Source organism: Halosegnis longus, assembly GCF_009663395.1.
Taxonomy (GTDB): domain Archaea; phylum Halobacteriota; class Halobacteria; order Halobacteriales; family Haloarculaceae; genus Halosegnis; species Halosegnis longus.
In genome coordinates this window covers 1379922-1401516 of the sequence record NZ_QKNW01000001.1, presented here as the reverse complement: position 1 = coordinate 1401516, position 21595 = coordinate 1379922, and the positions used below count along the sequence as shown (strand labels likewise).

The window sequence follows — 21595 nt, the reverse complement described above, 5'->3', positions numbered from 1 at the left end:
GACACGGCTTTGTCCGCAGCGGTGACAGGCCGGGTATGAGCGCAGACGAGGACATCTCGCTGGAGGAGAAACGCGTCTACGCCGGCGGCTCCGCCCGCCCCGCCTTCGTCGCCACCGATGCCGGCCTCGCCCGGGTTTCGGTCTCGGGCGACCTCGTGGGGGAGTTCGGGCTGGCGGTGCGCGAGTCGGCGACCGACGTAGCAACGGACGACGGCCGCGTCGTCGCCGCGACCGACGAGATTCGACAGCTCACCGACGACGGGAATCAGGCCCTCGGCTTCCCGGGCGCGACCGTCGTCGGCTTCTCGGGCGGTATCGTCGCTGCCGGCGACGGTCGGCTCGCCCGCTACGACGACGGGGGATGGACGACACTCGCCGAGGTCGAGCACCCGACAGCAATCGGCGACGGCGTCGTCGCTACCGAGTCGGGCGTCGTCGGCTTCGACGGCCGCTCTCGTGGCCTGGATGCGGTGCGGGACATGTCCAGCAAGTACGCCGCGACCGCCGACGGGCTGTTTCGCGGGCCAGACTGGGAACTGATTCGCGACGGGGGCTTCCGCGCAGTCGTGACCGGCGAGCGCCGACTGCTCGCCGTCACCGATTCGGGGAACGTGCTCGAACGCGACGGCGAGTGGCGCGACCTCGACGCGCCCGGCGAGGTGGCCGACGCCGCACTCACCGCCGACGGCATCTACGCCATCACGGTCGACGGCACCTTCCTCGCCGACGCCGGCGACGGGTGGCGCTCGCGCGTTCTCGGGCTTCCGGGTGCACGCCGGCTTGCAGTCCCGACTGCACGACCCGAGTAGCCGACCGACGGCTACCCGGAGAGTCCAGGGTGGGAGGGAATGGAAGGGGCTGCGTCGCTACGGGACGGCGCGAACGAGCAAGCACCGCAGCGAAGCGAGGAGCGCAGCCGTCGCACCGACCGTAGCGGCGCAGGGGCTTCCGAGGTGTTGTCATCGGCAGTCGGCGGTCACCGCGTGAAGCTCATCGAGCCAACGAGAAGCGGGGCGAAGAACAACACTTGTTAGCGAGCGGGCGGCACGGTCGGACATGATACTGCCGGGGTCGGCCTCACAGTCGCTCGCCGCCGCGCTCGCCGACCAACTGGACGAACCGCTCGCCGTCGTCGAGACGGAACACTTCGCCGACGGTGAGTTCAAGCTCCGAGTGCCCGACGCGGGCGGCGACCGCGCCATCATCGTCGCCGCGACGACCTCCGCCGAGGCACACCTCGAACTGCTTCAACTGCAGGACCTCGCCCGGGAGAGCTTCGACGAGGTGGTGACCGTCCTCCCGTACATGGGGTACGCGCGACAGGACAAGTCGTTCCGCGACGGCGAGCCGGTGTCGGCGCGCGCGGTCGCTCGCGCCCTCTCGGCGAGCACGGACCGCGTCGTCGCGGTGAATCCGCACGAGCCGGCGATTGGCGAGTTCTTCGACGTACCGTTCGACGTGGTCGATGCCGCACCGCAGTTGGCCGAACCGCTCCCCGATCTCGATGACCCGCTGTTTCTCGCCCCCGACGAGGGCGCAATCGGGCTGGCAGAAACCGTGTGTGAGGCGTACGGCGACGGGAGCACGGACTACTTCGAGAAGACCCGTTCGTACGACACCGGCGACGTGACCGTCGAGCCGTCGGGTACGGAACCGGCGGGCCGGACGGTCGTGCTCGTCGACGATATCGTCGCGACCGGCTCCACGATGTCGGCCGCCATCGGCCAACTCCACGAGCGCGACGTGGGCGAGGTGTACGTCACCTGCCTCCATCCGATGTTCGCCGCGAACGCGCGCTCGAAACTGGCCGACGCTGGCGTCGCCGGCGTCTGGGGCACCGACACCATCGAGCGCCCCGCGAGCGCCGTCTCGGTCGCCCCGGCGCTGGCCGACTACTTCTGACGGCGAGCGAGGAGTCCGGCAGCGACGACCGCACCGACAGCCACCGCGCCACCGAATCCGGGTTGGCCGGGTGATTCAGTGGTCCGTGGCTCCGTCGCGGGGGTCGTCGTCCGTGTCTGGGTCACAGTCTCGGTAGCCATCGGCGTCGCCGTCCGGGTCGCAGTCGCCGTGACTGCCGCGGTCGGCGTGGCCGTCGCAGTGGGCGTCACCACGTCCTGCTGGAACGCCGCCCGGTGTTCTGGCGCGGACCACGGGCGTGGCGTCGACGCCGTCTCGATGAGTCGTTCGGCGTTCGCGCGGACGGTCGCGTTGCCGGCTGATTCGACGGCCGAATAGAACTCCGACAGCGACACCTGCCCGTCGATGTCGTTCAGGGCCGTCGCGAGCGTGGCGGAGCCGTCGGAGGCGACGCGAATCTGACGGTCGAGTTCGCCGGCGACGAGTCGACCCTTCACGTACGGGACGAACGGCTCGGCCCACGTGTTCGGCTCCGCGAGGGTGGCTTCGTCGTATCTCGCCGCGCGGCCGAGGAACTGCTGAAACTCGGCAAACTCGATGCGGTCCTGTCTGAGCGTCTCCAGCGTGGCGTAGTAGTCCGCACTACCCTCGATTGACCAGCGCATCGCCGCTGTCGTATCCGTCGGCTGGCGGGTGTGGACGTACTCGTGGAGCCAGACGTTGTTCGCCGCGTTGACGGGGAGTCCCGCCCGCACCCAGAAATCCGCGGAACCGCGGGCGAGCCCCGACGGTCCCCACTGCACGCTCGTCGGCGCGGCGATGGCGACGTGGGAGCCGGCGGCGTCACCGAGTTCGAGACCGTCGGTCCCGGCCGCGAGCGTATCGAGTACCGCCTCCGGATTCGCGAGCAGCTCGCCGGACGCGGGAACGACGAGGCGGAACTGCGTCCCGCCGGTCGTGCGCTCGTAGGTCGTGTGCTCACCGAGATACAGCATCGTCTCACCGGCGACACCCGGACCGTCGGTGTCGTAGTTGGTCTCGACGGATACCTCGCTCCGTGTTGAATACTCAAAGCCAACACGCGGCGTCGGTACGATTGCCCACTCCCCGGTGTCGGCGTACTCGTAGCCGCGCGCGCTCGTCCGGTTGACCGGGAGCGTGTAGCGGAGCGACGGCGAATCGGTCGTGGAGCGGTAGCCGTCGGCCGTCCGCTCGAAGCCGGTCGTCTCTCGAACGGTCGTTCCATCGGGAAGGCGGGTCGTCACCTGCGACACGTCCGGCGGGAGGTCGAAGGCCATCTCCACGTCGACCTCGCCGGGCGCGTCGGGCGTCAGCAAGACGGTGAACGTCCGCGTTATCGTGTCGTCCTGCGTCTGTGCCGGCGACAGGTCGACAGCTGCGGCGCTCGCGGGAGCAACGGCGAGAACGAGAACAAAAATGACCGCGAGCAGCGGGCCTCGTGACATACGTCACGAACGCACGCCGGGCGCTTGGATGTACGGGTCAGTTCGCGCGTGCGACGCCGAGGGTCACCTCGACGCCCTCGATGTCGTACGTCTCGTGGAACCCTTCGTCCACGTCGGTGAGGGTGGCGCGCGTCTCCTCGGCCACGAGGTCGTCGTACTCGCTCGCGAGGTCGGCGATGCGGCCGTCCGCCACGTCGATGTCGAGGTGAATCTCCGCGTCGATATCGAGGTCGAGGTCCTTGCGGGCCTCCTGCACCCGGCGGATGATTTCGCGGGCGTACCCCTCGGCCTCGATGTCGTCGGTGAGCTCCGTGTCGACGTAGACGACGCCGCCCGACTCGCCGGCGACGCGGAACTCCGTCCCCTCGATGCCCTCGGGCGTCTCGGTGACGAACTCCACCATCTCTGCGTCGAGGTCGACCTCGCGGCCGAGCTCCTCGGCGACGGCGGCTTCGAGCGCGTCGAGGTCCTTCCGGGCGACGGTGACGCTGTTGAGCGCGTCCATCACCTCGCCGGCGTCGCCGCCGAAGGCCGGCCCGAGCACCGACATGTCTGCGCGGGCCCCGTAGGCGAGTTCGCCCCAGTCCTCGGTCGCCTCGATGAGTTCGATTTCGCGGGCGTTGAGTCGTTCACGCAGGAGGGCGCGCTGGCGGTCCACGCTGTCGGCGACGCCGTCGGCGTCGGCCGCGACGACGACCCGCGTGACGGGCCATCTGAGCTTGCGGCCGGCCTGCTGGCGGGCGTTCGCGCCGGCCTCCTCCACCGCGCGTACGGTCTCGATGTCGGCCTCCAGCTGTGGCGCGTACCACTCGTCGTCGAACTCGGGCCAATCCTCCATATGGACGGTCGGGTGGCCCGATTCGCCGGTGAGCGTGCCGTAAATCTGCTCGGCGACGAGCGGGGCAAACGGCGCAAACAGGGTCACGGTCTTCGTGAGCACGTGGTGGAAAGTGGCGTACGCCGCCGTCTTCGATTCGGAGTCGGCCTCCGCCCACATGCGCTCGCGGACGACCTGGATGTAGAAGCGCGACACGTCCTCCACGAGGAACTCCAACAGCACGTCCAGCGCCTCGTCCTGTCGGTAGCTGTCCCAGGCGGCGGTCATCTCCTCGACCGTCGTCTGGAGCCGCGAGAGCAGCCACTCGTCGACGGCTTCGAGTTCGCAGTCCGCGAGGTCGACCGCCTCGGGGTCGAACTCGTCCATTCGCATGTACGGGAGCGGGAACCGGAACACGTTCCAGAGGATGTTCAGGTCCCGCTGCATGTTCTCGGTCTCGTCCCACGAGAAGCGCATATCCTCGCCCTGCGGGTTCCGCGAGAGCAGGAACAGCCGCATCGGGTCCGCGCCGTACTCCTCGATGACCTCGCCCGGCTCGACGGTGATGTTCTTCGACTTCGACATGCCGCGGCCGTCGGGCATGTTCGCGTAGCCGTGCATCAACACGTCCGAGTACGGCACCTCGCCGAGGGCGGCGGTGCCCATCCCCAACTGCGACCAGAACCACCCGCGCGTCTGGTCATGGGCCTCCATGATGAGGTCGGCGGGCCACAGCCGGTCGAACGCCTCGCTGTTGCCCGGGTAGTCGAGCGTGCCCCACGAGGCGACCGACGAGTCGATCCACACGTCGAACACGTCGGGGACGCGCTCGTAGGTCGTCCCCTCCTCGGTGATGGTGATGTCGTCCACGGTCGGCCGGTGGAGGTCGATGTCACCGGGGTCGACCTCCTGGTCGGCCCGCTGTGCGAGTTCCTCGCGCGTGCCGACGATGATGGCCTCGTCCATGTCGCCGTTCCACTCTGCGGGCAGCCAGATGGGGATGGGCGTCCCCCAGTAGCGCTGGCGGGAGACGTTCCAGTCGGGCGACTCCTCGACGAAGTTCTTGAACCGGTCTTCCCGCGCCTCGTGCGGATACCAGTCGCTGTCGTCGATATTCTCGAGCAGTTCGTCTTTCACGTCGGTGACGGTGATGAACCACTGGTCGGTCGCGAGGAAGATGATGTCCGTGTCACACCGCCAACACTGGCCGTAGTCGTGGGTGTACGTCTCGCTCGCGAGCAGATAGCCGTTGGAATCGAGGTCGGCGATGATGTCGTCGTTGGCGTCGCGGACGAACTGGCCGGCGTAGTCGCCGGCACGCTCGTCGTACACGCCGTCGGAGCCGACCGGACAGTACACGTCCAAGCCGAGTTCGTCGCCGCGCTCGAAGTCCTCCTGCCCGTGGCCGGGTGCGGAGTGGACGAGGCCCGTCCGGTCGACTTCGACGTAGTCGGCGTGGTACACCTCGCCGCTCCCCTCGAAGTCGGGGTACTCCGCCACCTCGTCGGCGAGCGGGTGGTCGTACGTCCAGCCGAGCATCTCCGCGCCCGACAGCGTCTCCACCACGTCGTACTCCTGATAGCGACCCTTCTTCAGAACGTCCTCGACGACGCCCTCGGCGACGTAGAGCGTCTCGGTGTCGCCGTCCTTCGTCGCCTCGACGGCGGCGTAGGTCACGTCCTCGTCGACGGCGATGAAGGTGTTCGCCGGCACGGTCCACGGGGTCGTGGTCCACGCGACGAGCGACCCCTCACGCTCCGCGAGGGGGAACTTCACGTAGATGGAGGGGTCTTCGACCTGGTGGTACTCGACCTCGTTTTTCGCGATGGCCGTCTCACACCGGGGACACTGCGTGATGGAGCGTTTCCCGCGCTCGACCAGCCCGCGCTCGTGAGCCTGCTGGAACCCCCACCAGACCGCCTCCATGTACTCCGTCGAGGCGGTCTTGTACGGCGAGTCCCAGTCCATCCACACGCCGAAAGACTTGAAATCCTCCTGGAGTCCCTCCAGCTGTTCGTCGGCGAACTCTTGGCAGGCGTCGATGAACGCCTCCATCCCGTACTCCTCGATGTCCTTCTTGTTCTCGAAGCCGAGCTTGCTCTCCACCTTCGTCTCGATGGGAAGCCCGTGCATGTCGTAGCCGGGGCGGTCGGTGACGTTGTACCCCTGCATGCGCTTGTAGCGGATGTAGGCGTCTTTCAGCGTCTTGTTCCACGTCGTTCCCATGTGGGCGGCACCGGAGGTGTACGGCGGCCCGTCCACGAAGAAGAAGTCCTCACCGTCGCGGCGATGTTTCCGGGTTCGCTCGTAGGCGTCCGTCTCCGCCCAGTACTCGAAGGTCGACTCCTCGACCTCGTCCGGGTCGTACTGCTCGGAGACCGGGGCGAATCGTTCCATACCACCTCTGGCGGGTGCGACCACAAAGACGAATCGGTCTCGCAGGTGCCCCAGTCAGAGCGCGCGCACTCGCGGCAACAGTCGGTCGCGACCGACGAGGACCAGCCCGCCGTACAGCGCGACCGCACCCATGACCCCGAACCACAGCGCGAGCGCCGTGCTCTCTCCGAGGCTGTTGAGTCCCGACAGCTCCGCCGACAGTCCGACGAGCGTGAGCACGAGCGTGAGCGCCGCGTCGAACGCGAGCGGGGCCGCCTCCGCGAGCGTCTCTTGAAGCGTCATACTATCGCTGGTCGGTACGCGGCTATAGTCTTTTTGAGAGCGACGAAAAAGCATACAACGGCGCGTCGAACAGCCACCGTATGAGCCACACCGGCACGACAGACTACGCGACGGTAACGAAACGCGCCACTGCGCTCGGATTCACCCTCTTTGCCCTCGGCGCGGGGATCGAACTGCTCACCCACGCCGCCGGTATCACCCTCCCCGCGTGGGAACACACCCTGCTCGTGGATATGGAGATTCTCGGCATCCTCATCTTCGCCATCTCGCCGTTTCTGTTCGGCATCGCGCTTCCGCTCGTAGAGTGAGCCGGTAGCTACTTTTCGCTCGCCACACCCGAATCCCGTGTATGCCCTCCGAAGCCGAACTGCTCGCGTCGATTCGCCGCTGGCTCGTCGCCGGCGTGCTCGCGCTCGGTATCGTCGTCTTCCAGTTGTCCGCGATTCAACAGGGCGTCGCCCTCCATCAGGGCGGGCTTCCCGACCTGATGCGGCTCGTCGGCTTCCTCATCGCCGTCGCCGCGCTGGGCACGCTGGTGAACAGCGACTGGGAGCGATACCGGTAACTCGGGGGCGGACACGAAAGGCCGGGAACCGAGAACGGTTTTCGCCCTCCACCCGAAATACCGGGCGTGAACCCGAGCGAGGTGTCGTACCCCGACGGCCCGGCGAACCGACTGGCCGACGACTGCCGGCGGTGTCCGGCGCTGTGTGACTCTCGCGAGCGCATCGTCTGGGGCGTCGGCCCGACCGACGCCGAGGTCGTGGTCGTGGGTGAAGCGCCGGCCGCGGGCGACCCCGAGGCCGACCGCTGGCAGGGCGGGAATCTGACGGGGAAGGCGTACACCTCACGCGCGTCCGGGCGGGCGGTGCGTGCGCTCGTCGCCGATGCGGGGGCGGACCCGGCCTACTACACGAACGCGGTCAAGTGTCACCCCGAGGGGAACCGCGACCCGACGGACGACGAGCGCGAGCACTGCCGGTCGTGGCTGGCGCGTGAACTCCGCGATATCGACCCCGACGTGATTTTGCCGACGGGCAAACACGCGACGCTGTCGGTGTTCGCGCTCGCCGACGAATCGCTCGACGGCTTCCTCGATGCGGTGTTAGAACCGCGGGCGACGCCGTACGGAACCGTGATTCCGTTGCTCCACCCGAGCTATCAGGCGGTGTGGCTGTCGCGACTCGGCTACACGCGGGCGTCGTACGTCGCGGAACTCCGCGACCTGCTGTGATTTACAGCAGGACGAACGCCGGTTCGACCCCGTAGATAGTGGCGATGTACAGGAGTCCGAACAGCGTCGCGTTGTACACGGAGTGAATCGCGACCGGGACGGCGAGGTTGTCGGTGTACTCGTAGAGCCCTCCGAGCACGAAGGAGACGAGGATGAGTCGGCCGACCGTGGCCGCGATGCTGATGGGCGGGGAGCCGACGAAGTTCGTGACGTGGATGAGACCGAAGGTGACGGTCGCGAGCGCAATCGCGGCCCTCGGACCGAACGCCTCGCGGAGTCGCCCCTGCACGACACCGCGGAAGAAGAAGTCCTCACCCGGGCCGATGATGAGGAAGGAGGCGACGAAGAGGACGATGATGACCGTCGGATTGCCGAGCGCGAGGTCGGTGATACTGCTCTGTGGCATCGGGATGTTCGCCAGCTGTGTGGCGATGCCGGTGACGATGTTCGCCGCGAGCATCGCGACCCAGCCGACGAGGACGAGTCCCCACTGATTCAGCGACGGGAGCGCAATCGGGACGGCCGGCGCGCCCCGCCAGTAGAGATACGCCACCCCGCCGCCGATGAAGCCGACGCCCTGGAGTGCAACGAGCGACAGGAGCACGGAGCGGAGCGAGGTGAGTTCGACCCCCGTGAGACCAGCGACGACGCCCGCGGCGAGCAAGACGAGGTTCCCCAGCGCGATTGCGCCGACGGTCAACAGCAGGACGGCAACAGTCGCGACGACGCGCTCGTTCGTACGGACCGCGACGAGAGAGCCGGACATGTGAGTTGGTGAGTGCGCGACCGATAAAGCGTTCGCGGCGGGCGGTCAGGCGGCCCGGCCGTCGCGGCTGACCCGGTAGTGGAGGGCGACGGCGACGAGCATCGCGAGCAGCGCCGCGCCCGCGCCGACGAGGAACGCGACCCGGTAGCCGGCGACGGTGTAGGTGGGCGCGCCGCCGACCGTCTCACCCGTCCAGTAGGCATCGAGGATTGCGCCCATCACGGCCGGAAAGACGGCCGCACCGAAGTAGCCGAGACTGTTGATGACACCCGTCGCCGTCCCGCTGACGCCGGGCGCGTGTTGCTCCTTCGCGACGGTGAACGCGAGCGTCACGGAGCCGTTGGCGAACAACGCGAGAAAGAGCGCGACGCCGACGACCGGGAGCGGCGGCACCGTCGCGAGGGTGAGATACACCACGACGCCGGCCGCGCCCCCGAGAATCATCAGCGGCGTGCGGGAGCCGAGGCGGTCGGAAAGCACCCCGAACACGGGCGAGCCGAGTATCGTCCCGACGTTTCCGACGAGGACGAACAGCGAGGCGGTCTGGACGGACACCTCGTACACGTCGGCGACGAACGGGACGCCCCACAGCCCGAGGACGGTGAAGTTCATCCCGATGGCGAGGAACAACAGTGCGCCCATCAGCCACGTCTCCACCTCACCGAGCACCGTCCGGGTGTTCGCGAGCACCTCCCGGGCTTCCGGCGGGTCGCGGTCGGCCGCCTCTGAGGGCGGGCTGTCGCGCACGACCGCCCACACCGCGCCCGCGAGCAGTCCACCGACGACGCCCGCGGCGAGAATCGACGACCGCCACCCGACCGCGCCGATGGCGTAGGCGAGGGGCGTCGTCGCGAGCACGCCGCCGATACCGGAGGCCGCAATCGTCAGCCCGGTCATCGTCGCGTACGCGTCGGGGCGGAACCACGAGGCGAGAAAGGCGAGCGTCGCGATGTAGATGGTGCTTCCGCCGAGGCCGATGAGTCCGCGGGCGAGAAACGCGGCCGGAAACGAGCCGGCGGTCGCGAACCAGCCGACGCCGACGGTCATCACGACGAGACTCGCCGTCGCCGCCCGCCGGGAGCCGTAGCGGTCCACGAGCAGCCCCGCCGGTAGTTGAAGCGCGGCGTAGATGTAGAAGAACGACGAGTGGAGCACGCCGAGTTCGGTGCCGGTGGTGTCGAAGGCGACGGCGAGACTCGACGCCAACACGCCTGTTGCCGTCCGGTGGAAGTTGACGAGCAGGAACGCTCCCGCGAGCAACGACCACATCAGGAGTCGGCGGCGACGGGGCATGGGTGGGCCACACACAGACACCGAAAGAAGCTACCGCTTGCAGTCGGCGGCAGGCTTAGTAGCGAGCCGCGACATCCGCCGATATGAGCGACGACTGCATCTTCTGTCAGATCATCGACGGCGACATCCCCGCACGCACCGTCTACGAGACCGACCAGACGCTCGCGTTCCTCGACGCGAACCCGCTTGCCGAGGGTCACACCCTCGTCATCCCGAAGACGCACGCGGGACAGCTACAGGACCTCGACGACGAGACCGCGACCGCGGTGTACGAGACGCTCCACCGACTCGTCCCGGTGGTCGAAGAGACGGTCGGCGCGGACGGCTCGAACGTCGCGTTCAACAACGGCCCCGCCGCCGGCCAGGAGATTCCACACGTCCACGGCCACATCATCCCGCGGTTCGATGGCGACGGCGGCCGGCCGGTGCACGCTGTCGCCGGCAGCCCGCCGGAGCTGAGCGACGAGGACCTCGACACCATCGCGGCCGAAATCGAGTCGAACGCGTAACGCGGTCGAGTTGCGGCGACGGTCGCACGACGAGACACAAATGTATTCAGTTGTCGAGTCGGGAAACGAACGCATGGGAGACGTGGCTGCGTTCGTCGGGACGGCAGGCGGAGCGGGTGTTACCCGGCTCTGTATCGAGAGCGCGGCGCTGCTCTCGACGGAAGACGTGGGCGTCGTCGTGCTCGACGCCGCGTTCGCGACACAGGGGTTGGCGACGCATCTGTCGGGACGGCTCTCGACGGACGTGACGACGCTGGTGACCGAGGAGCGACCGCTCGGCGAGGCGGCGTACGAACTGGAGACGGCCGGCGACGGCACCGTCGTCTGCGTGCCGGCCCGCGCACCGTTCGAGCGGATGGCCCGGGCGAAGACAGCCGACGCGGCACAAGCGTTCGAACGGCTGGTCGACGAGGCGCGCGAGCGCGCCGAGTACGTCCTCGTGGACGTGCCGCCGATCGCGTCGAACGAGGCGGTAGCCGCCGTCGCCGCGGCCGACGCCGTAACGCTCGTCGCGCCGGGCGACCGGACCGAGACGGTGCCGCGGATGCGCGACCGCGTGAGCGACATCGGTGCAGACGCGGACACCGTCGTCGCGACCCGAACCGACGGGGCGAGCGTGGCCGACGTGACCGTGCCGACCGACGCGACCCCCGCCGGCGAGACGCCCGTCGCTGATACGGAGGGTGGGCCGTTCACTGCCGGGGTCGCTGCGGTCGTCGAGAACAGCTTCGACATCGCCGTCGATCAGCCGACGAACGAAGGGCTGCTCTGGTAGCTATCCGAGGTCGGTCAGCCCCGAGCGCGCGTCCGAGAGCGGGTCGGCCTGCTCGACGGCGAGCAGACTGTCGAGGGCAGTCTCCGCGACCGGCAGCGGGTCGTGCGTCTCGACGTACACGGCGAGCGCGAACGCGTCGTCGTCGGTCTTGGTGAGCGTCTTCGCGTCGGTCCGCGAAATCCTCGCGTCGAGCCAGTCGCGGACGATGTCTCGCCCGGTCGGACCGAGCGGCGAGGTGTCCTCGCCGAACAGGTGGAGCGTCTTCGCCGCCGTCACCGCGGCGACGTTGGCGGCGCGAGCGGCGTCGCCGATGCTCGCGCCGTCGGCGTACGACTCTACGAGCGTCGCGGCCGCGGCGGGCGTACACGGCAGGTCGTCGGCGACCGGTTCTAGCCGCTCGACCAGCGGCGTCTCCGTCCGGTCGGCGACGGCGACCCCGCGCTCGGACTGGGTGGTCGTCACCGCCAGACCAGCGGCGATGTCGTCGAGACTCATATCCACCCAATCGAGCAGCAGTACTAAATTGTTGCGTATTAGTTTTGGAAGAAAGCTATCGCGTGGCGGTGGGTATACGGAGTCGAGGACGGCTGCCGCCGAGCCTTTCACCGTGAGCCCCCTCGTACGCGTATGGACGAACAGGCGGGGCTGGCGCTCGTGGAAGTCGAGCCGAAACTGTTTCTGGGCAACGTCTACTCCGCGAAGGAGGGCCACGACCACGAGTTCGACCACGTGCTGACGGTCAGCGAGAACGCACAGCCGCTCACGACCGACCACCAGCCGCTACGGGATGATCTGACGATCTCGTACGAGCAGTTCGAGGCGGCCGTCGAACTCGCACGCGAGCGCTACCGCGAGGAGGGGTCGCTGCTCATCCACTGTTCGGCCGGGCTCTCCCGGAGCGTGACCGTCATGGCGGCGATGCTCACCGCAGAGGGCGTGTATCCGTCCTTCGAGCACGCGGTCGCGAAGATACAACAGTCACAGCCGGAGGCGTATCCGAACCCCGCGCTGTTAGAACAGGCCGAGCAGTATCTGGGCCGAAACATCGAGCAGTCGGTCGTTCACCACGGTCGCTGACTCGCCGTCAGGCGTCGGGGTCGCGATCGACTCTGGTGTCGGGGTCGCGGTCGGTTCCGGGGTGGGAGTCTGGGTCGGCGATGCTGGCTCCGGCGTCGATGCCGGCGTCACGGTTGGCGTTGATTCTGGCTCCGGCGTCGGAGTTGGAGCCGATTCCGTCTCTGGCGTCGGGGTCGACTCCGCCTCCGGCGTTGGCGTCGGCGTCGACTCAGATTCGACAGCCGTCTCGTTGTCAGCGGGGACCGGTGTCGGCGTATCACTCGTCGCATCCGTGCCGTTCGTCGCGGGAGTCTGTGGTGTCGGCGTCGGGGGGTCCGTCGCCGACTCGTTCGTGCTCGCGTTTTTCTCCGGAGTGGGTGCGACCGGATCGGACGCGTCGGACGTGTTCGTGGCGTTCACGTCGGGTGTGTCCACGTCGGTCGTGTTCGTCTCCGTCGTGTTCGTCGGTCCGAGGTCGGTCGTGTTCGTGGCGTTGTCGGCCACGCGCGCGCCAGCCGAGTCTCCGGTTCCGAGACTCGTCGGCGCGACCGACGGCGACGGCGCGTCGACGTCGGCGCTGAACCGAACGCTCGTCGACTCCTCGTCGCCGAGGACGGCGATGACGCCCTGCCCGCCGGTCGCCGCCGCGAAGACGACGAACGCGGCGACGGCGAGGACGACCAGTCTACTCATCGTCCACCTCCACGCCGCCGTCGGTCTGTGCGACCGGCGTCGGCATCGACACCCGCGCGGTCCGCCACGCGGTGAACGTCACCCAGCCGGTGAACAGGATGCCGACCAGTCCAGCGGTCGCGGCCCCGACCGAAATCGGGTCCGGCGCGCCGGTGAGACCGAACTCGGCGCGGATGTTCCACGCCGCGTACGCCAGCAGTATCCCTAACGCGAGCACCGTCAGCTTCAGGTCCACGAGCGCGACCGCGACCATTCCGGAGTCGGAGGGCTCTGGAGTTTGGGTCGGCTGTGTCGACGGGGAGTCGTCGATTGGACGAATCGCCGGAATCGGTGCGTCTGCGTCGGACTCCTCGTCGTCACCGCGGCGCGCCCACTCGAACAGCTCGTTCGCGACGAGCAGGAACAGCGGGACCACCACGAGCGCGAGGTAGCCGAGCGAGGTGTTCGCCCAGAGGACGACACGCCCGACGACCGGAATCGAGAACGCTACCTCACCGAGCACGGTGTCGGCAGCGACGACGCCCGAATCGGGATCCTCGTTGGCATCACCCTGGGTCAGGTAGCCACCGTCGACCGTGTCGATGACGCGGTGCGTGATTGGTACGTCGCCGCCGGCGTAGGTGATGACGTCACCCGTCGCGATGGCCGCGTCGGCGTCGACGAAGACGATATCCCCCGGCGAGAGCGCCGGCTCCATGCTCCCCGAGAGCACGACGAAGGCGTGTTCCGCGCCCACGAGCCCCGGGACGGCGAACAGCACGAACGGGACGACGGCGACGACCAACGCGAGCGTCACCGCAACGGCGATTCCCCGCCGCATCGGGCTATCGCTCACTTCCATCCCCCACGTTTGTCTTTGGTGTCATCGTTCTTCTTGTCGCGACCGCGGCCACCGCCACGCCCGGGTCCGCGGCCGTTGTTGTTGTTGTCGCCGTCGTGGTCGTCATCACCGCTCGTGTCGTTCGTGTCGCTGCTCGATACGTCGTCGGCACACGCCGACGCGTCGTCACAGACGTAGACCTGGATGTTGCTGATTGCCTTCCCGTCGGGTGCGACGATGATACCGTCACCGTCGGCCCCGTCGAGGGCTGTCGTATCCGAGCCAGTTCCTTCGTATCTCAGCGTGTTCCGTCCGCCCTTCACCTCGACGCGGCAGAGTCGCTCTGTGGGCGCGCCGTTGCGCTCGACCAGTCGGAACGCGACGCCGGTCGTCTCCGTTCCGTTGTCTTTGGTCGTGGTGTCCGTCACCACGATGCCGTAGCGGCTGTCGCCCTCGTCGAAGTAGTACGGGCCACCGGGTGCGATGAAGCTCTCGCCGATGCCTGCGCGCCCGTCGTCCTCGAGATTCAGTTTCCCGAGGTAGCGACAGCAGACACACGGCTCCGGCGTGGTCGCACACGGTTCGGCCGACCGGCCCGCGAAGGGGTTCGTCCCGTCGTCGTACCGGCACTGTCTGGCGGCGAACTCCACGACGAGGTCCGTCGACTCGGTGCCGACGTAGTCGGTGAGCTCGTACTCGAACAGCAAGTCGAGCGCGTCCGCGACACAGTCGTCGCCGGCGCTCGTCGGCTCGCCGTCGAGTCGAACCCCGCCACGGAGGTCGTCTGCGACCTCGCGAAGCGAGCCGGACGCCACCACCTCGCCCGTCTCGGCGTACGAGACGGTGACGGACAGCGCCTCTGCGAGCGTCGTCGCCTCCGGCGGACAGTCGGTCGCCAGCCACACCGCCGCCGGGTTGGCGACGGCGTCGGGCTGGTCGGGCACGCCGACGGTGATGCGTGTCGCGCCCGAGGACACCGTGTCGGTGAGCGTGCCGAGCGGGAGCGGAAGTCGCACCCCGTTCGTGGTGCCGGTCGTTCCGGCCTCGGGGCCGGTGAGTATCTCGTAGGCGATGTCGATATCGAGCGCACCAGCCGTGAGCACACCGCCCGTTCCCTCACGGTCGGTGAGGGCGGCCGCGGTGGTGTTGCCGGTGAGGGCACCGCCAGCGCCCGCGGCCGCGAGGGCGGCGAGCACGCGTCGGCGACTCACGTCACCACTCATTGTGCACCTCCCGTGACAGCGAAGGGGCTGTCACTCCCACAGGCGACGCCGCCGAACGCAACGTCGAACGCCGCGCTGTCACCCTGTATCTCGTTGCCGGTCGTCGCCGGGAGCGCCCACCGGAGGGCGACACACCGGAGTTCACCGACGGAGAGACAGTCGAACGCGAGTACGCCGTCGCCCGCGACATCGCCGGTGAAGCCGGCCGCTGCCGTCGTCTCCTCGATGAGCGCGGGTTCGAGCACCGCGCCGAACTGTCGGGCGCCGTCACAGCCGCCGAACGGCGAGCCATCACGCCACACCTCGACCGTCACGGACTCGTCGAGTTCCCCGTCGTCGGTCGTCGTGTCGCCGGCGACCAGCTCCGGTTCGTTGATACCGTTTTCCGCGTCACCGGTGACGGCCGCGCGGAGATACACGTCGAGCGGGGCGGCGTTCGCCTCGTCGACGACCTCGATGCCGACGACGAGCGTGCCGGTGTCACCGGGCATGACGTTCCCGATACTGATGACCGGGCCGGACACGTCCGTCACGAACGTCGCGTCGGTGACGTAGCCGGGACCGTCGACCGGGTCGAGGGCTTCCTCGCCGTCGGTCGTGACCGCCTGCGTCTCCACCGTCGCGCCGTTGTACGTCTCGTACCACGCGACGCGCATTCGCCCGTCGTCGGTATCGTCGCTCGGTGCGGCGTAGGTGTACTCCGTGAATTGTGGCGGTCGCTGCCCGAAGGTAACGCCTCCGAGTGCGAGGGACCCGCCGCCGAGTCCTGCCAACAGTTGCCGACGTGTGAATTTCATCGTATGGTTATCCTCCACCGAATCGGTGGCTGACGTGGTGTGCCCGGAACACGCCGGGTCGGTAGCTCGGGTCGGTCCCGCATGATTCGTCTGTTCTGATGCCAGCCGACGGTATAGGTATGCGTCGGTGATGTGCCGGTAGGCCGTGACTACCACGTCCCGTTACCAGCAAAATCAGCTGGTATCAGGCCGGCGTATTCGCCGGGCCAGAGCCGTCGTTGTGCCGCTCCTGTTCGGTGTAGAAGCCGATATCGAAGCCGAGCGTGTCGCCCTGCACTTCGTTCCCGACCTCGAAGGGGAGCTCCCACTCGAGCGCGACACAGTGCATCACGCCATCGCCGCGGAAGGCATCGCGGTCGGCGTCGTCGGCCGGGTCCGCGAGTTCGTCGTAGATGGTCGCGCGGTTCCCGTCGAGCGGGATACCGTTGCCGTCTGCGAGTTCCGCCAGCACGTTCGTCAGCGAATCCTCCATGATGACCTTCTCCTCGACGGTCTGGGCCGCGAGGTTCCCGAACACAGTCGGGATGTTCAGCGGGTCGTCAACGTCGCTGAAGAACGTGGCGTCGTCGCCGGTCACGTCACCGGCCGCGCCGGCCATCGACTGGAGCACCGCATCGTTCGCGCTGCCGACCGAGATGGTGTAGAGGCTGGTCTCCGGGTCAACGCCGCCACTGGAGCTGCCGAGTCGTGCGTTGTCGGCCGCTGCCGTGGGTGAGGAGAACTGCGTCGAGCCGGTGCCGTTGAACGACTCACCGTCAGAGAGGACGATGTTCCGCTTTTCGGCGCTGGTGCGACCGTTGCTTGCGAGTTCCGCCTGCGCGTCGTCGACACCCTCGCCGATGTAGGTGCCCGTCGCGATACCGCTCGCGTTCGAGAACGGGTCCGGGTTGCCGTCGCCGTCGGATGGCGTCGAGTTCGGGCCGGAACCGGTTACGAGGTTGGCGAGCTTCTGTCGAAGGTCCGAGAGTGCGCCATCGACAACCGAGAGATCGTTCGTCAGCGGCTGGAGCACGCCAGTCCGGGGTTCGGTGTCGTCGCTGCCTTCGCCGTCGAAGTAGGCGACACCGACCTGCACGTCGGCGTTTTGCGCCTGCAGGTAGTTGACGAACTGCCGGGTGCCGAGTTCGACGAGGTCGATCTTCGTCGTCTCGTCGTAGGTGAATCCGTCAATCTGGATGTCGTCGTTGCTGATGACGCCGCCGTACTGATTGTACAGCATGGAGCCGGAGAAGTCCAGCGTCAGCATGATATCGACCGGCCGTGCCGCGTCGTAGACGTTGTCACAGTCCTCGTCGTACCAGAGGGTCGCCTGAATCGCGTCGCCGAGGTCACCGAGGTTGTCCGGGTCGACGATGAGCTCCGGCTCGGTGCCAGCGCCACCAGTCTCAGAAATGTTGTTCGCCTGCATCCAGACGTAGCCGGGGTTGTCACAGAGATGGAGCGAGAAGGTGACTTCGCCGGAGTCACCGGGCTTCACGTCCGTGAACTGGACCAGCGTCTCCATGTCTTCGCCCGTCACGGGGTCCGTACCGAAGTCGGCCTCGGTGAGGGGCGGAATGTTGTCACAGTCGAGGACGGGGAGGTTCGCACCGTTGCTGTCTGGGTCTTCCGTGTCCGGGAAGTCGCTGTACTTGCTGACAGCGCCGTCGATATCGACGGATTGCTCGCCGTCGCCGTCGTGGTCCGGGTGAGCGTTGACGAACTGGTGGCCGTCGCCGAAGTCGTAGGTCTGTTGCCAGTCGACGAGCAGGTCGAGCTCGCCAGCAACGAGGGTGTTGTCGACGAACTCCTCCTCGTCGGAGAAGAATGCCGAGGTGCCGAGGCCTGCGCCAGCCGAGGCGAGGCCGATGGTCCCGAGGCCCGCCAGAACGTTCCGGCGCGAGAGGCGGTACAGTTGTGGTTCCTGATCGTTTGTCATGATTACTCCCCATAGGGGAATCCCACCGAGGGAGTCGAACCCCCGCCGTCCTGTATGGGATACCGAACGCTGGTCGTCGCTTATTCGCTGAACGACACGGCGTTGCTGCTGTTGTAGAAGTCAGGCCCGAGCGCGGGGTCGGTGTTGACCTCTGCGATTGGTCCCTCGCCACCGGTCGAACCGTACGCGAGGAGCCGGAACGTCGAGGAAATCTCAGTACGCGGGACAGTGAACACGATTTCGTTCCCGTTCTTCGCAGCCGAGAAGCCGGCCGGGAGAGCCGTCGTCGCGGAGTAGCTACCACCGTTGTTCTCTTGGTAGCCGAACGGTGCGTCCGGGAAGCCGGCGTTCGGCTGCCAGATGAGCTGGAAGTCGTGGGTACCGTCGGCGTCCCCGTCGATTACGACCGGGAGGTTCGTGCTGGAGTAGTCGGCGGTGTCGAGGAAATCAACACCATCGCCGTCATCCTCGAACGTGAATCGGATGCCGACGTTGTCGGGACCGAAGGCCACGTCGGTGGTGACGCTACCGTCGGTCGGGTTACCGAGCGTCTGGCCCTTCCAGTCGTTGTCGTACTGGACGGTGGTCGTGCCGTCGAGACATGGGTTCGTCGTGCCGTCGTTGTGTCGCGACTGCAGCGCGTGGAACTCGAAGTTCATGCTCAGCGAGTCGGTCTGGATTTCGTTGCCGACGGTCTCGTAGGGGATCTCCCAGAAGAGACAGATGCACGCGCCGGTCACGTAGGTTGCCTCTCCCTGAGGCGTCATCGGGGTGTCGTGGGGCGACTGTTCGCCGGGCACGTTGGGGACACCGTCACCGTCGAGTGCGGCACCGAAGCGGATCGCGTCCAGAACCTCGGCGAGCGAGCCGGAGACGATTTCGCCGTTCTGGATTGGTTCGCCGTCCTCATCACAGTAGACGAGCTCGGCCTCGATGCTGTCGGCCAGCTCACCCTCGTCGGGCGTCTGGTCGACATCCATCTCGGGTTCGCTCATGCCGTTCTCGGCTTCGGAGTAGTCTGCACACGCCCACACGTACGCGGGGTTGTCCACGATGTCGAAGCAGAACTCGACATGGCCGGAGTCGCCCGGCTTCACGTCGTCGAGATTATAGAACGTAGAAGCAGGGGTGCCGTCCTGCGTGCCCATCGCGCTGTCGGCGAGGTTCTGGACTGCGCCGTCACTGTCGTAGCTAGCCTCGTACTGGACGCGGAGGTCGAGTGACCCTGCCGTCAGGGTGTTGTCCTCGAAGCTCTCCTCATCGGAGAAGAACGCGGAGGTGCCGAGACCTGCGCCTGCGGACGCGAGCCCGATGGTCCCGAGACCAGCGAGGACGTTGCGGCGCGAGAGTCGGTACAGCTGTGGTTGGTTGTCGTCGGATGTCATGGTTGTATGTCCCGATTGGACCACCTCCCCATCGGGGCGGCTGTTCGGTCGGCTTCGGGTATACCACCCCCCAGGACAAGGGAGGTATTAGATAATCGCAGATTCAGCGTTTCAGGCTCTCTAACCCGTGTTTACAGGGTATGGGTACCACAAATCCGCGGCAAAATAGTGTCGCCCTACCGCCGCCGAGGGGTGTGCCTACCGCCCAAATTGCCCGTTTGAGCACAACGGATGGGAAACCATACCGCCCGGTAGCCTGCGCATGTCTAATCTCGAACGACGCGTTCGACGCTTGTGTTCCCACAGTCGACGCTGACCGAGCCAGAAATCTACGGTGTGTTGAGCAATCCCCGCCGTCGCGAGACGCTCGCGGCGTTGTGGGACGCGGAGACGACATACACCCTCCGGGCGCTCTCGGAGAGACTCGCGACCGCGGAGTCGGGACTCGACCCCGCCCCGCGCGCGCTGCGCGAGAGCGTCTACAACGCGCTCCACCAGACCCATCTGCCGAAGATGGACGCGCTTGGACTCGTCGCGTACGACGGCGACCGGAAAACCGTCACCGCGCTCCCGGCGTCGCGCCGACTCACTCCGTACATGGATGTCGTGACGCGGGCCGGCATCACGTGGGGGGAGTATTATCGGGCGCTCGGACTCGTCGGGCTGTTCGCCACGACGACCACGCTGGCCGACGTGCCCCTGCTCGGGGCCGTCGACCCACTGATTCCGGCGACGGTATTTCTCGGGCTGTTCGCCGTCTCAACGGCGTATCAACTCACCGGCGGGCGCGTGCGATGGTGGCTCACGCGCGCTCTGCGACGGTGAGAAGTCGCGGTTCGGCGCGTGAAGAGGGGCAATGGTCGGCTGCTTTCTGCTAAACGGATAAGTGAGGGGAGCGAGAACACTCCGCGAATGAGCGAGTCGGAACTCCCGGACGACGACGAACAGCTCCGTCGGTTTCTCGAGTTGGCGCTCGAAACGGGCCGGATGAACGGCGCACACGTCGATGCTGAACTCCGCCACAAGTGGGTCCACGACTCGGCAATCGAGCCACCCACCGCAGAGCCGCTCGGAAAGACCGACGCCGAACTGTTCTCGGCTGAAATCGCCGAGCCGGCGATGCGTATCAAGGAGGATGCCATCGACACGGAAGCACGCGTCGAGCGGGAGTTCACCTCGATTAAGCCGGAGGGGCAGCGTCGGTATCGGGGGGCCGCCGAGCCGCTGTACGACGACGACGGCGAGGTCGACGGTGCGATGTTCGCCGCCGCCGATATCTCGGACCGCTACCGCTTTCTCAGACGAACCACCGACGCGGTGTACACCGTCGACACCGACTGGAAGGTAACGTTCTGGAGCGACCGGATGGCGAAACGCACGGGTACTGACCCGGAGGAAGTCATCGGAGAGAATCTCTGGGTGGTGTTCGGCGACGAGATTTCCGACGACCTCGAAACCAAGCTCCGTGAGGTGATGGATTCGGGTGAGCCAGCAGAGTTCGAGCATTATCTCCCCGAGCCGTTCGACTACTGGGTCGAGATACGCGTCTTCGCCGACGAGCACGGACTCTCGGTGTACGCCCGCGACATCTCCGAGCGGAAAGCCTACGAGGAGCGACTCAAGCGCCAGCGCGACACCCTCGACGTGTTGAACGGCGTCCTCAGCCACGACATCCGAAATGACCTCCAGTTGGTGACCGCCTACACCGAGATGATCGCAGAGCACATCCCCGAGGAACACGACTCACACGTCGAGATCATCCGCGAGCGGGCACAACACGCCGTCGAACTCACCAAGAGCGCGTCGGACATCTCGAACGTGCTGTTTGCCGAAAGCGAGGAGCGAAAGCGGGTTGGACTCCGGCCGCTGTTGACGGCGGAAATCGACAACGTCCGGGCCTCGTACCCCGACGCGGCCATCCTTGTGGACGGACAGATCGACGAGGTGACCGTGCTGGCCGACGAGATGCTGGCGTCGGTGTTCCGGAATCTGTTGAAAAACGCCATCCAGCACAACGACAAGCCAGTGCCGGAGGTGCACGTCGCGGTCGAAGAACGGCCGGAGGAGGTCGTCGTCAGCATCGCGGACAACGGGCCCGGCGTCGCCGACGCACACAAGGAGACGATTTTCGGCAAGGGCGAGAAGGGGTTGGGAAGCAGCGGCACCGGCATCGGGCTGTACCTCGTCAACATGCTCGTCGACCGGTACGGCGGCGAGATTCAGGTCACCGACAACGACCCCGAGGGGGCGGTGTTCCGGTTGACGCTCCCGAAGATTGCCCAACAGGAGCGTACCGACGCCTGA

The 21595-nt window shown here is 67.1% G+C and carries 22 protein-coding genes; 10 read left to right on the top strand and 12 right to left on the bottom strand.

What is annotated here, in order from left to right; all coding sequences use genetic code 11:
- Positions 1–35 precede the first annotated feature (35 nt).
- Together DM818_RS07610 and prs are read left to right on the top strand one after the other, a co-directional pair.
- On the top strand, positions 36–809 hold the full coding sequence (locus DM818_RS07610; protein ID WP_075937328.1) for an HVO_0234 family beta-propeller protein: 774 nt from the start codon (positions 36–38) through the stop codon (positions 807–809).
- A 247-nt stretch (positions 810–1056) separates the two neighbouring features.
- Positions 1057–1902, top strand: a complete 846-nt coding sequence (gene prs / locus DM818_RS07605; RefSeq protein WP_075937329.1) for a ribose-phosphate diphosphokinase — start codon at positions 1057–1059, stop codon at positions 1900–1902.
- Here the strand turns inward: prs and DM818_RS07600 are convergent.
- Genes DM818_RS07600 through DM818_RS07590 form a run of 3 tightly spaced genes read right to left on the bottom strand, consistent with a single transcriptional unit; the run spans position 1893 to position 6822 of the window.
- Positions 1893–3326 (bottom strand): PGF-CTERM sorting domain-containing protein, encoded by a 1434-nt coding sequence (locus DM818_RS07600; protein ID WP_075937330.1) that lies wholly within the window; start codon positions 3324–3326, stop codon positions 1893–1895. The two genes, prs and DM818_RS07600, sit on opposite strands and share 10 nt — an antisense overlap.
- 37 nt (positions 3327–3363) lie before the next feature.
- A complete protein-coding gene (gene ileS, locus DM818_RS07595) occupies positions 3364–6540 on the bottom strand; it encodes an isoleucine--tRNA ligase (protein ID WP_075937331.1) in 3177 nt (1058 codons plus the stop codon).
- A gap of 54 nt (positions 6541–6594) precedes the next feature.
- On the bottom strand, positions 6595–6822 hold the full coding sequence (locus DM818_RS07590; RefSeq protein ID WP_075937332.1) for a hypothetical protein: 228 nt from the start codon (positions 6820–6822) through the stop codon (positions 6595–6597).
- An 80-nt stretch (positions 6823–6902) separates the two neighbouring features.
- Between DM818_RS07590 and DM818_RS07585 the strand changes: the two genes are divergently transcribed.
- From DM818_RS07585 to DM818_RS07575, 3 genes are all read left to right on the top strand, one after another.
- Positions 6903–7130, top strand: a complete 228-nt coding sequence (locus DM818_RS07585) for a DUF7860 family protein (protein ID WP_075937333.1) — start codon at positions 6903–6905, stop codon at positions 7128–7130.
- 41 nt (positions 7131–7171) lie between these two features.
- Positions 7172–7387, top strand: coding sequence for a hypothetical protein (locus DM818_RS07580; protein ID WP_075937334.1), 216 nt, complete (start codon positions 7172–7174; stop codon positions 7385–7387).
- Between the two features lie 66 nt (positions 7388–7453).
- Positions 7454–8056: a uracil-DNA glycosylase gene (locus tag DM818_RS07575; RefSeq protein ID WP_079988901.1), complete on the top strand. Its 603-nt coding sequence runs from the start codon at positions 7454–7456 to the stop codon at positions 8054–8056.
- A gap of 1 nt (position 8057) precedes the next feature.
- Here DM818_RS07575 and DM818_RS07570 read toward each other — a convergent pair whose 3' ends face one another.
- Together DM818_RS07570 and DM818_RS07565 are read right to left on the bottom strand one after the other, a co-directional pair.
- A complete protein-coding gene (locus DM818_RS07570; RefSeq protein WP_075937335.1) occupies positions 8058–8822 on the bottom strand; it encodes a CPBP family intramembrane glutamic endopeptidase in 765 nt (254 codons plus the stop codon).
- A gap of 45 nt (positions 8823–8867) precedes the next feature.
- Complete coding sequence (locus tag DM818_RS07565; protein WP_075937336.1) at positions 8868–10115, bottom strand: MFS transporter; 1248 nt, start codon at positions 10113–10115, stop codon at positions 8868–8870.
- An 83-nt stretch (positions 10116–10198) separates the two neighbouring features.
- Here DM818_RS07565 and DM818_RS07560 point away from each other — a divergent pair, with 83 nt between their 5' ends.
- Both DM818_RS07560 and DM818_RS07555 read left to right on the top strand, forming a co-directional pair.
- A complete protein-coding gene (locus tag DM818_RS07560; protein WP_075937337.1) occupies positions 10199–10624 on the top strand; it encodes an HIT family protein in 426 nt (141 codons plus the stop codon).
- A 73-nt stretch (positions 10625–10697) separates the two neighbouring features.
- Positions 10698–11399 carry a hypothetical protein gene (locus tag DM818_RS07555; protein WP_075937338.1) on the top strand — a complete coding sequence of 234 codons (702 nt, stop codon included), beginning with the start codon at positions 10698–10700 and terminating at the stop codon, positions 11397–11399.
- On the opposite strand, the gene DM818_RS07550 is transcribed toward DM818_RS07555, so the two are convergent.
- Complete coding sequence (locus tag DM818_RS07550) at positions 11400–11894, bottom strand: DUF7858 family protein (protein ID WP_075937339.1); 495 nt, start codon at positions 11892–11894, stop codon at positions 11400–11402.
- Between the two features lie 132 nt (positions 11895–12026).
- On the opposite strand from DM818_RS07550, the gene DM818_RS07545 reads away from it, so the two are divergent.
- Positions 12027–12476: a protein-tyrosine phosphatase family protein gene (locus DM818_RS07545; RefSeq protein ID WP_123124509.1), complete on the top strand. Its 450-nt coding sequence runs from the start codon at positions 12027–12029 to the stop codon at positions 12474–12476.
- Here DM818_RS07545 and DM818_RS15085 read toward each other — a convergent pair.
- The 6 genes from DM818_RS15085 to DM818_RS07515 all read right to left on the bottom strand — a co-directional run bounded on the left by DM818_RS15085 (position 12411) and on the right by DM818_RS07515 (position 19291).
- Positions 12411–13148, bottom strand: coding sequence for a hypothetical protein (locus DM818_RS15085; protein ID WP_075937341.1), 738 nt, complete (start codon positions 13146–13148; stop codon positions 12411–12413). The genes DM818_RS07545 and DM818_RS15085 overlap by 66 nt on opposite strands.
- On the bottom strand, positions 13141–13983 hold the full coding sequence (locus tag DM818_RS07535) for a signal peptidase I (RefSeq protein ID WP_158601456.1): 843 nt from the start codon (positions 13981–13983) through the stop codon (positions 13141–13143). Before DM818_RS07535 ends, DM818_RS15085 begins: the two co-directional genes overlap by 8 nt.
- On the bottom strand, positions 13980–15191 hold the full coding sequence (locus tag DM818_RS07530) for a hypothetical protein (protein WP_123124510.1): 1212 nt from the start codon (positions 15189–15191) through the stop codon (positions 13980–13982). The genes DM818_RS07535 and DM818_RS07530 overlap by 4 nt, the downstream gene beginning before the upstream one ends.
- Entirely contained in the window at positions 15188–15988 is an 801-nt protein-coding gene (locus DM818_RS07525; RefSeq protein ID WP_123124511.1) for a hypothetical protein, read from the bottom strand. Before DM818_RS07525 ends, DM818_RS07530 begins: the two co-directional genes overlap by 4 nt.
- 184 nt (positions 15989–16172) lie before the next feature.
- Positions 16173–17906, bottom strand: a complete 1734-nt coding sequence (locus DM818_RS07520) for a vWA domain-containing protein (protein ID WP_075937345.1) — start codon at positions 17904–17906, stop codon at positions 16173–16175.
- Between the two features lie 80 nt (positions 17907–17986).
- Positions 17987–19291 (bottom strand): SipW-dependent-type signal peptide-containing protein, encoded by a 1305-nt coding sequence (locus tag DM818_RS07515; RefSeq protein WP_123124512.1) that lies wholly within the window; start codon positions 19289–19291, stop codon positions 17987–17989.
- A gap of 294 nt (positions 19292–19585) precedes the next feature.
- Here DM818_RS07515 and DM818_RS07510 point away from each other — a divergent pair, with 294 nt between their 5' ends.
- Both DM818_RS07510 and DM818_RS07505 read left to right on the top strand, forming a co-directional pair.
- Positions 19586–20116 carry a DUF7344 domain-containing protein gene (locus DM818_RS07510; RefSeq protein WP_123124513.1) on the top strand — a complete coding sequence of 177 codons (531 nt, stop codon included), beginning with the start codon at positions 19586–19588 and terminating at the stop codon, positions 20114–20116.
- A gap of 87 nt (positions 20117–20203) precedes the next feature.
- The gene (locus DM818_RS07505) at positions 20204–21595 is read left to right on the top strand and encodes a sensor histidine kinase (protein ID WP_153952516.1); all 1392 of its coding nucleotides are present in this window, start codon (positions 20204–20206) and stop codon (positions 21593–21595) included.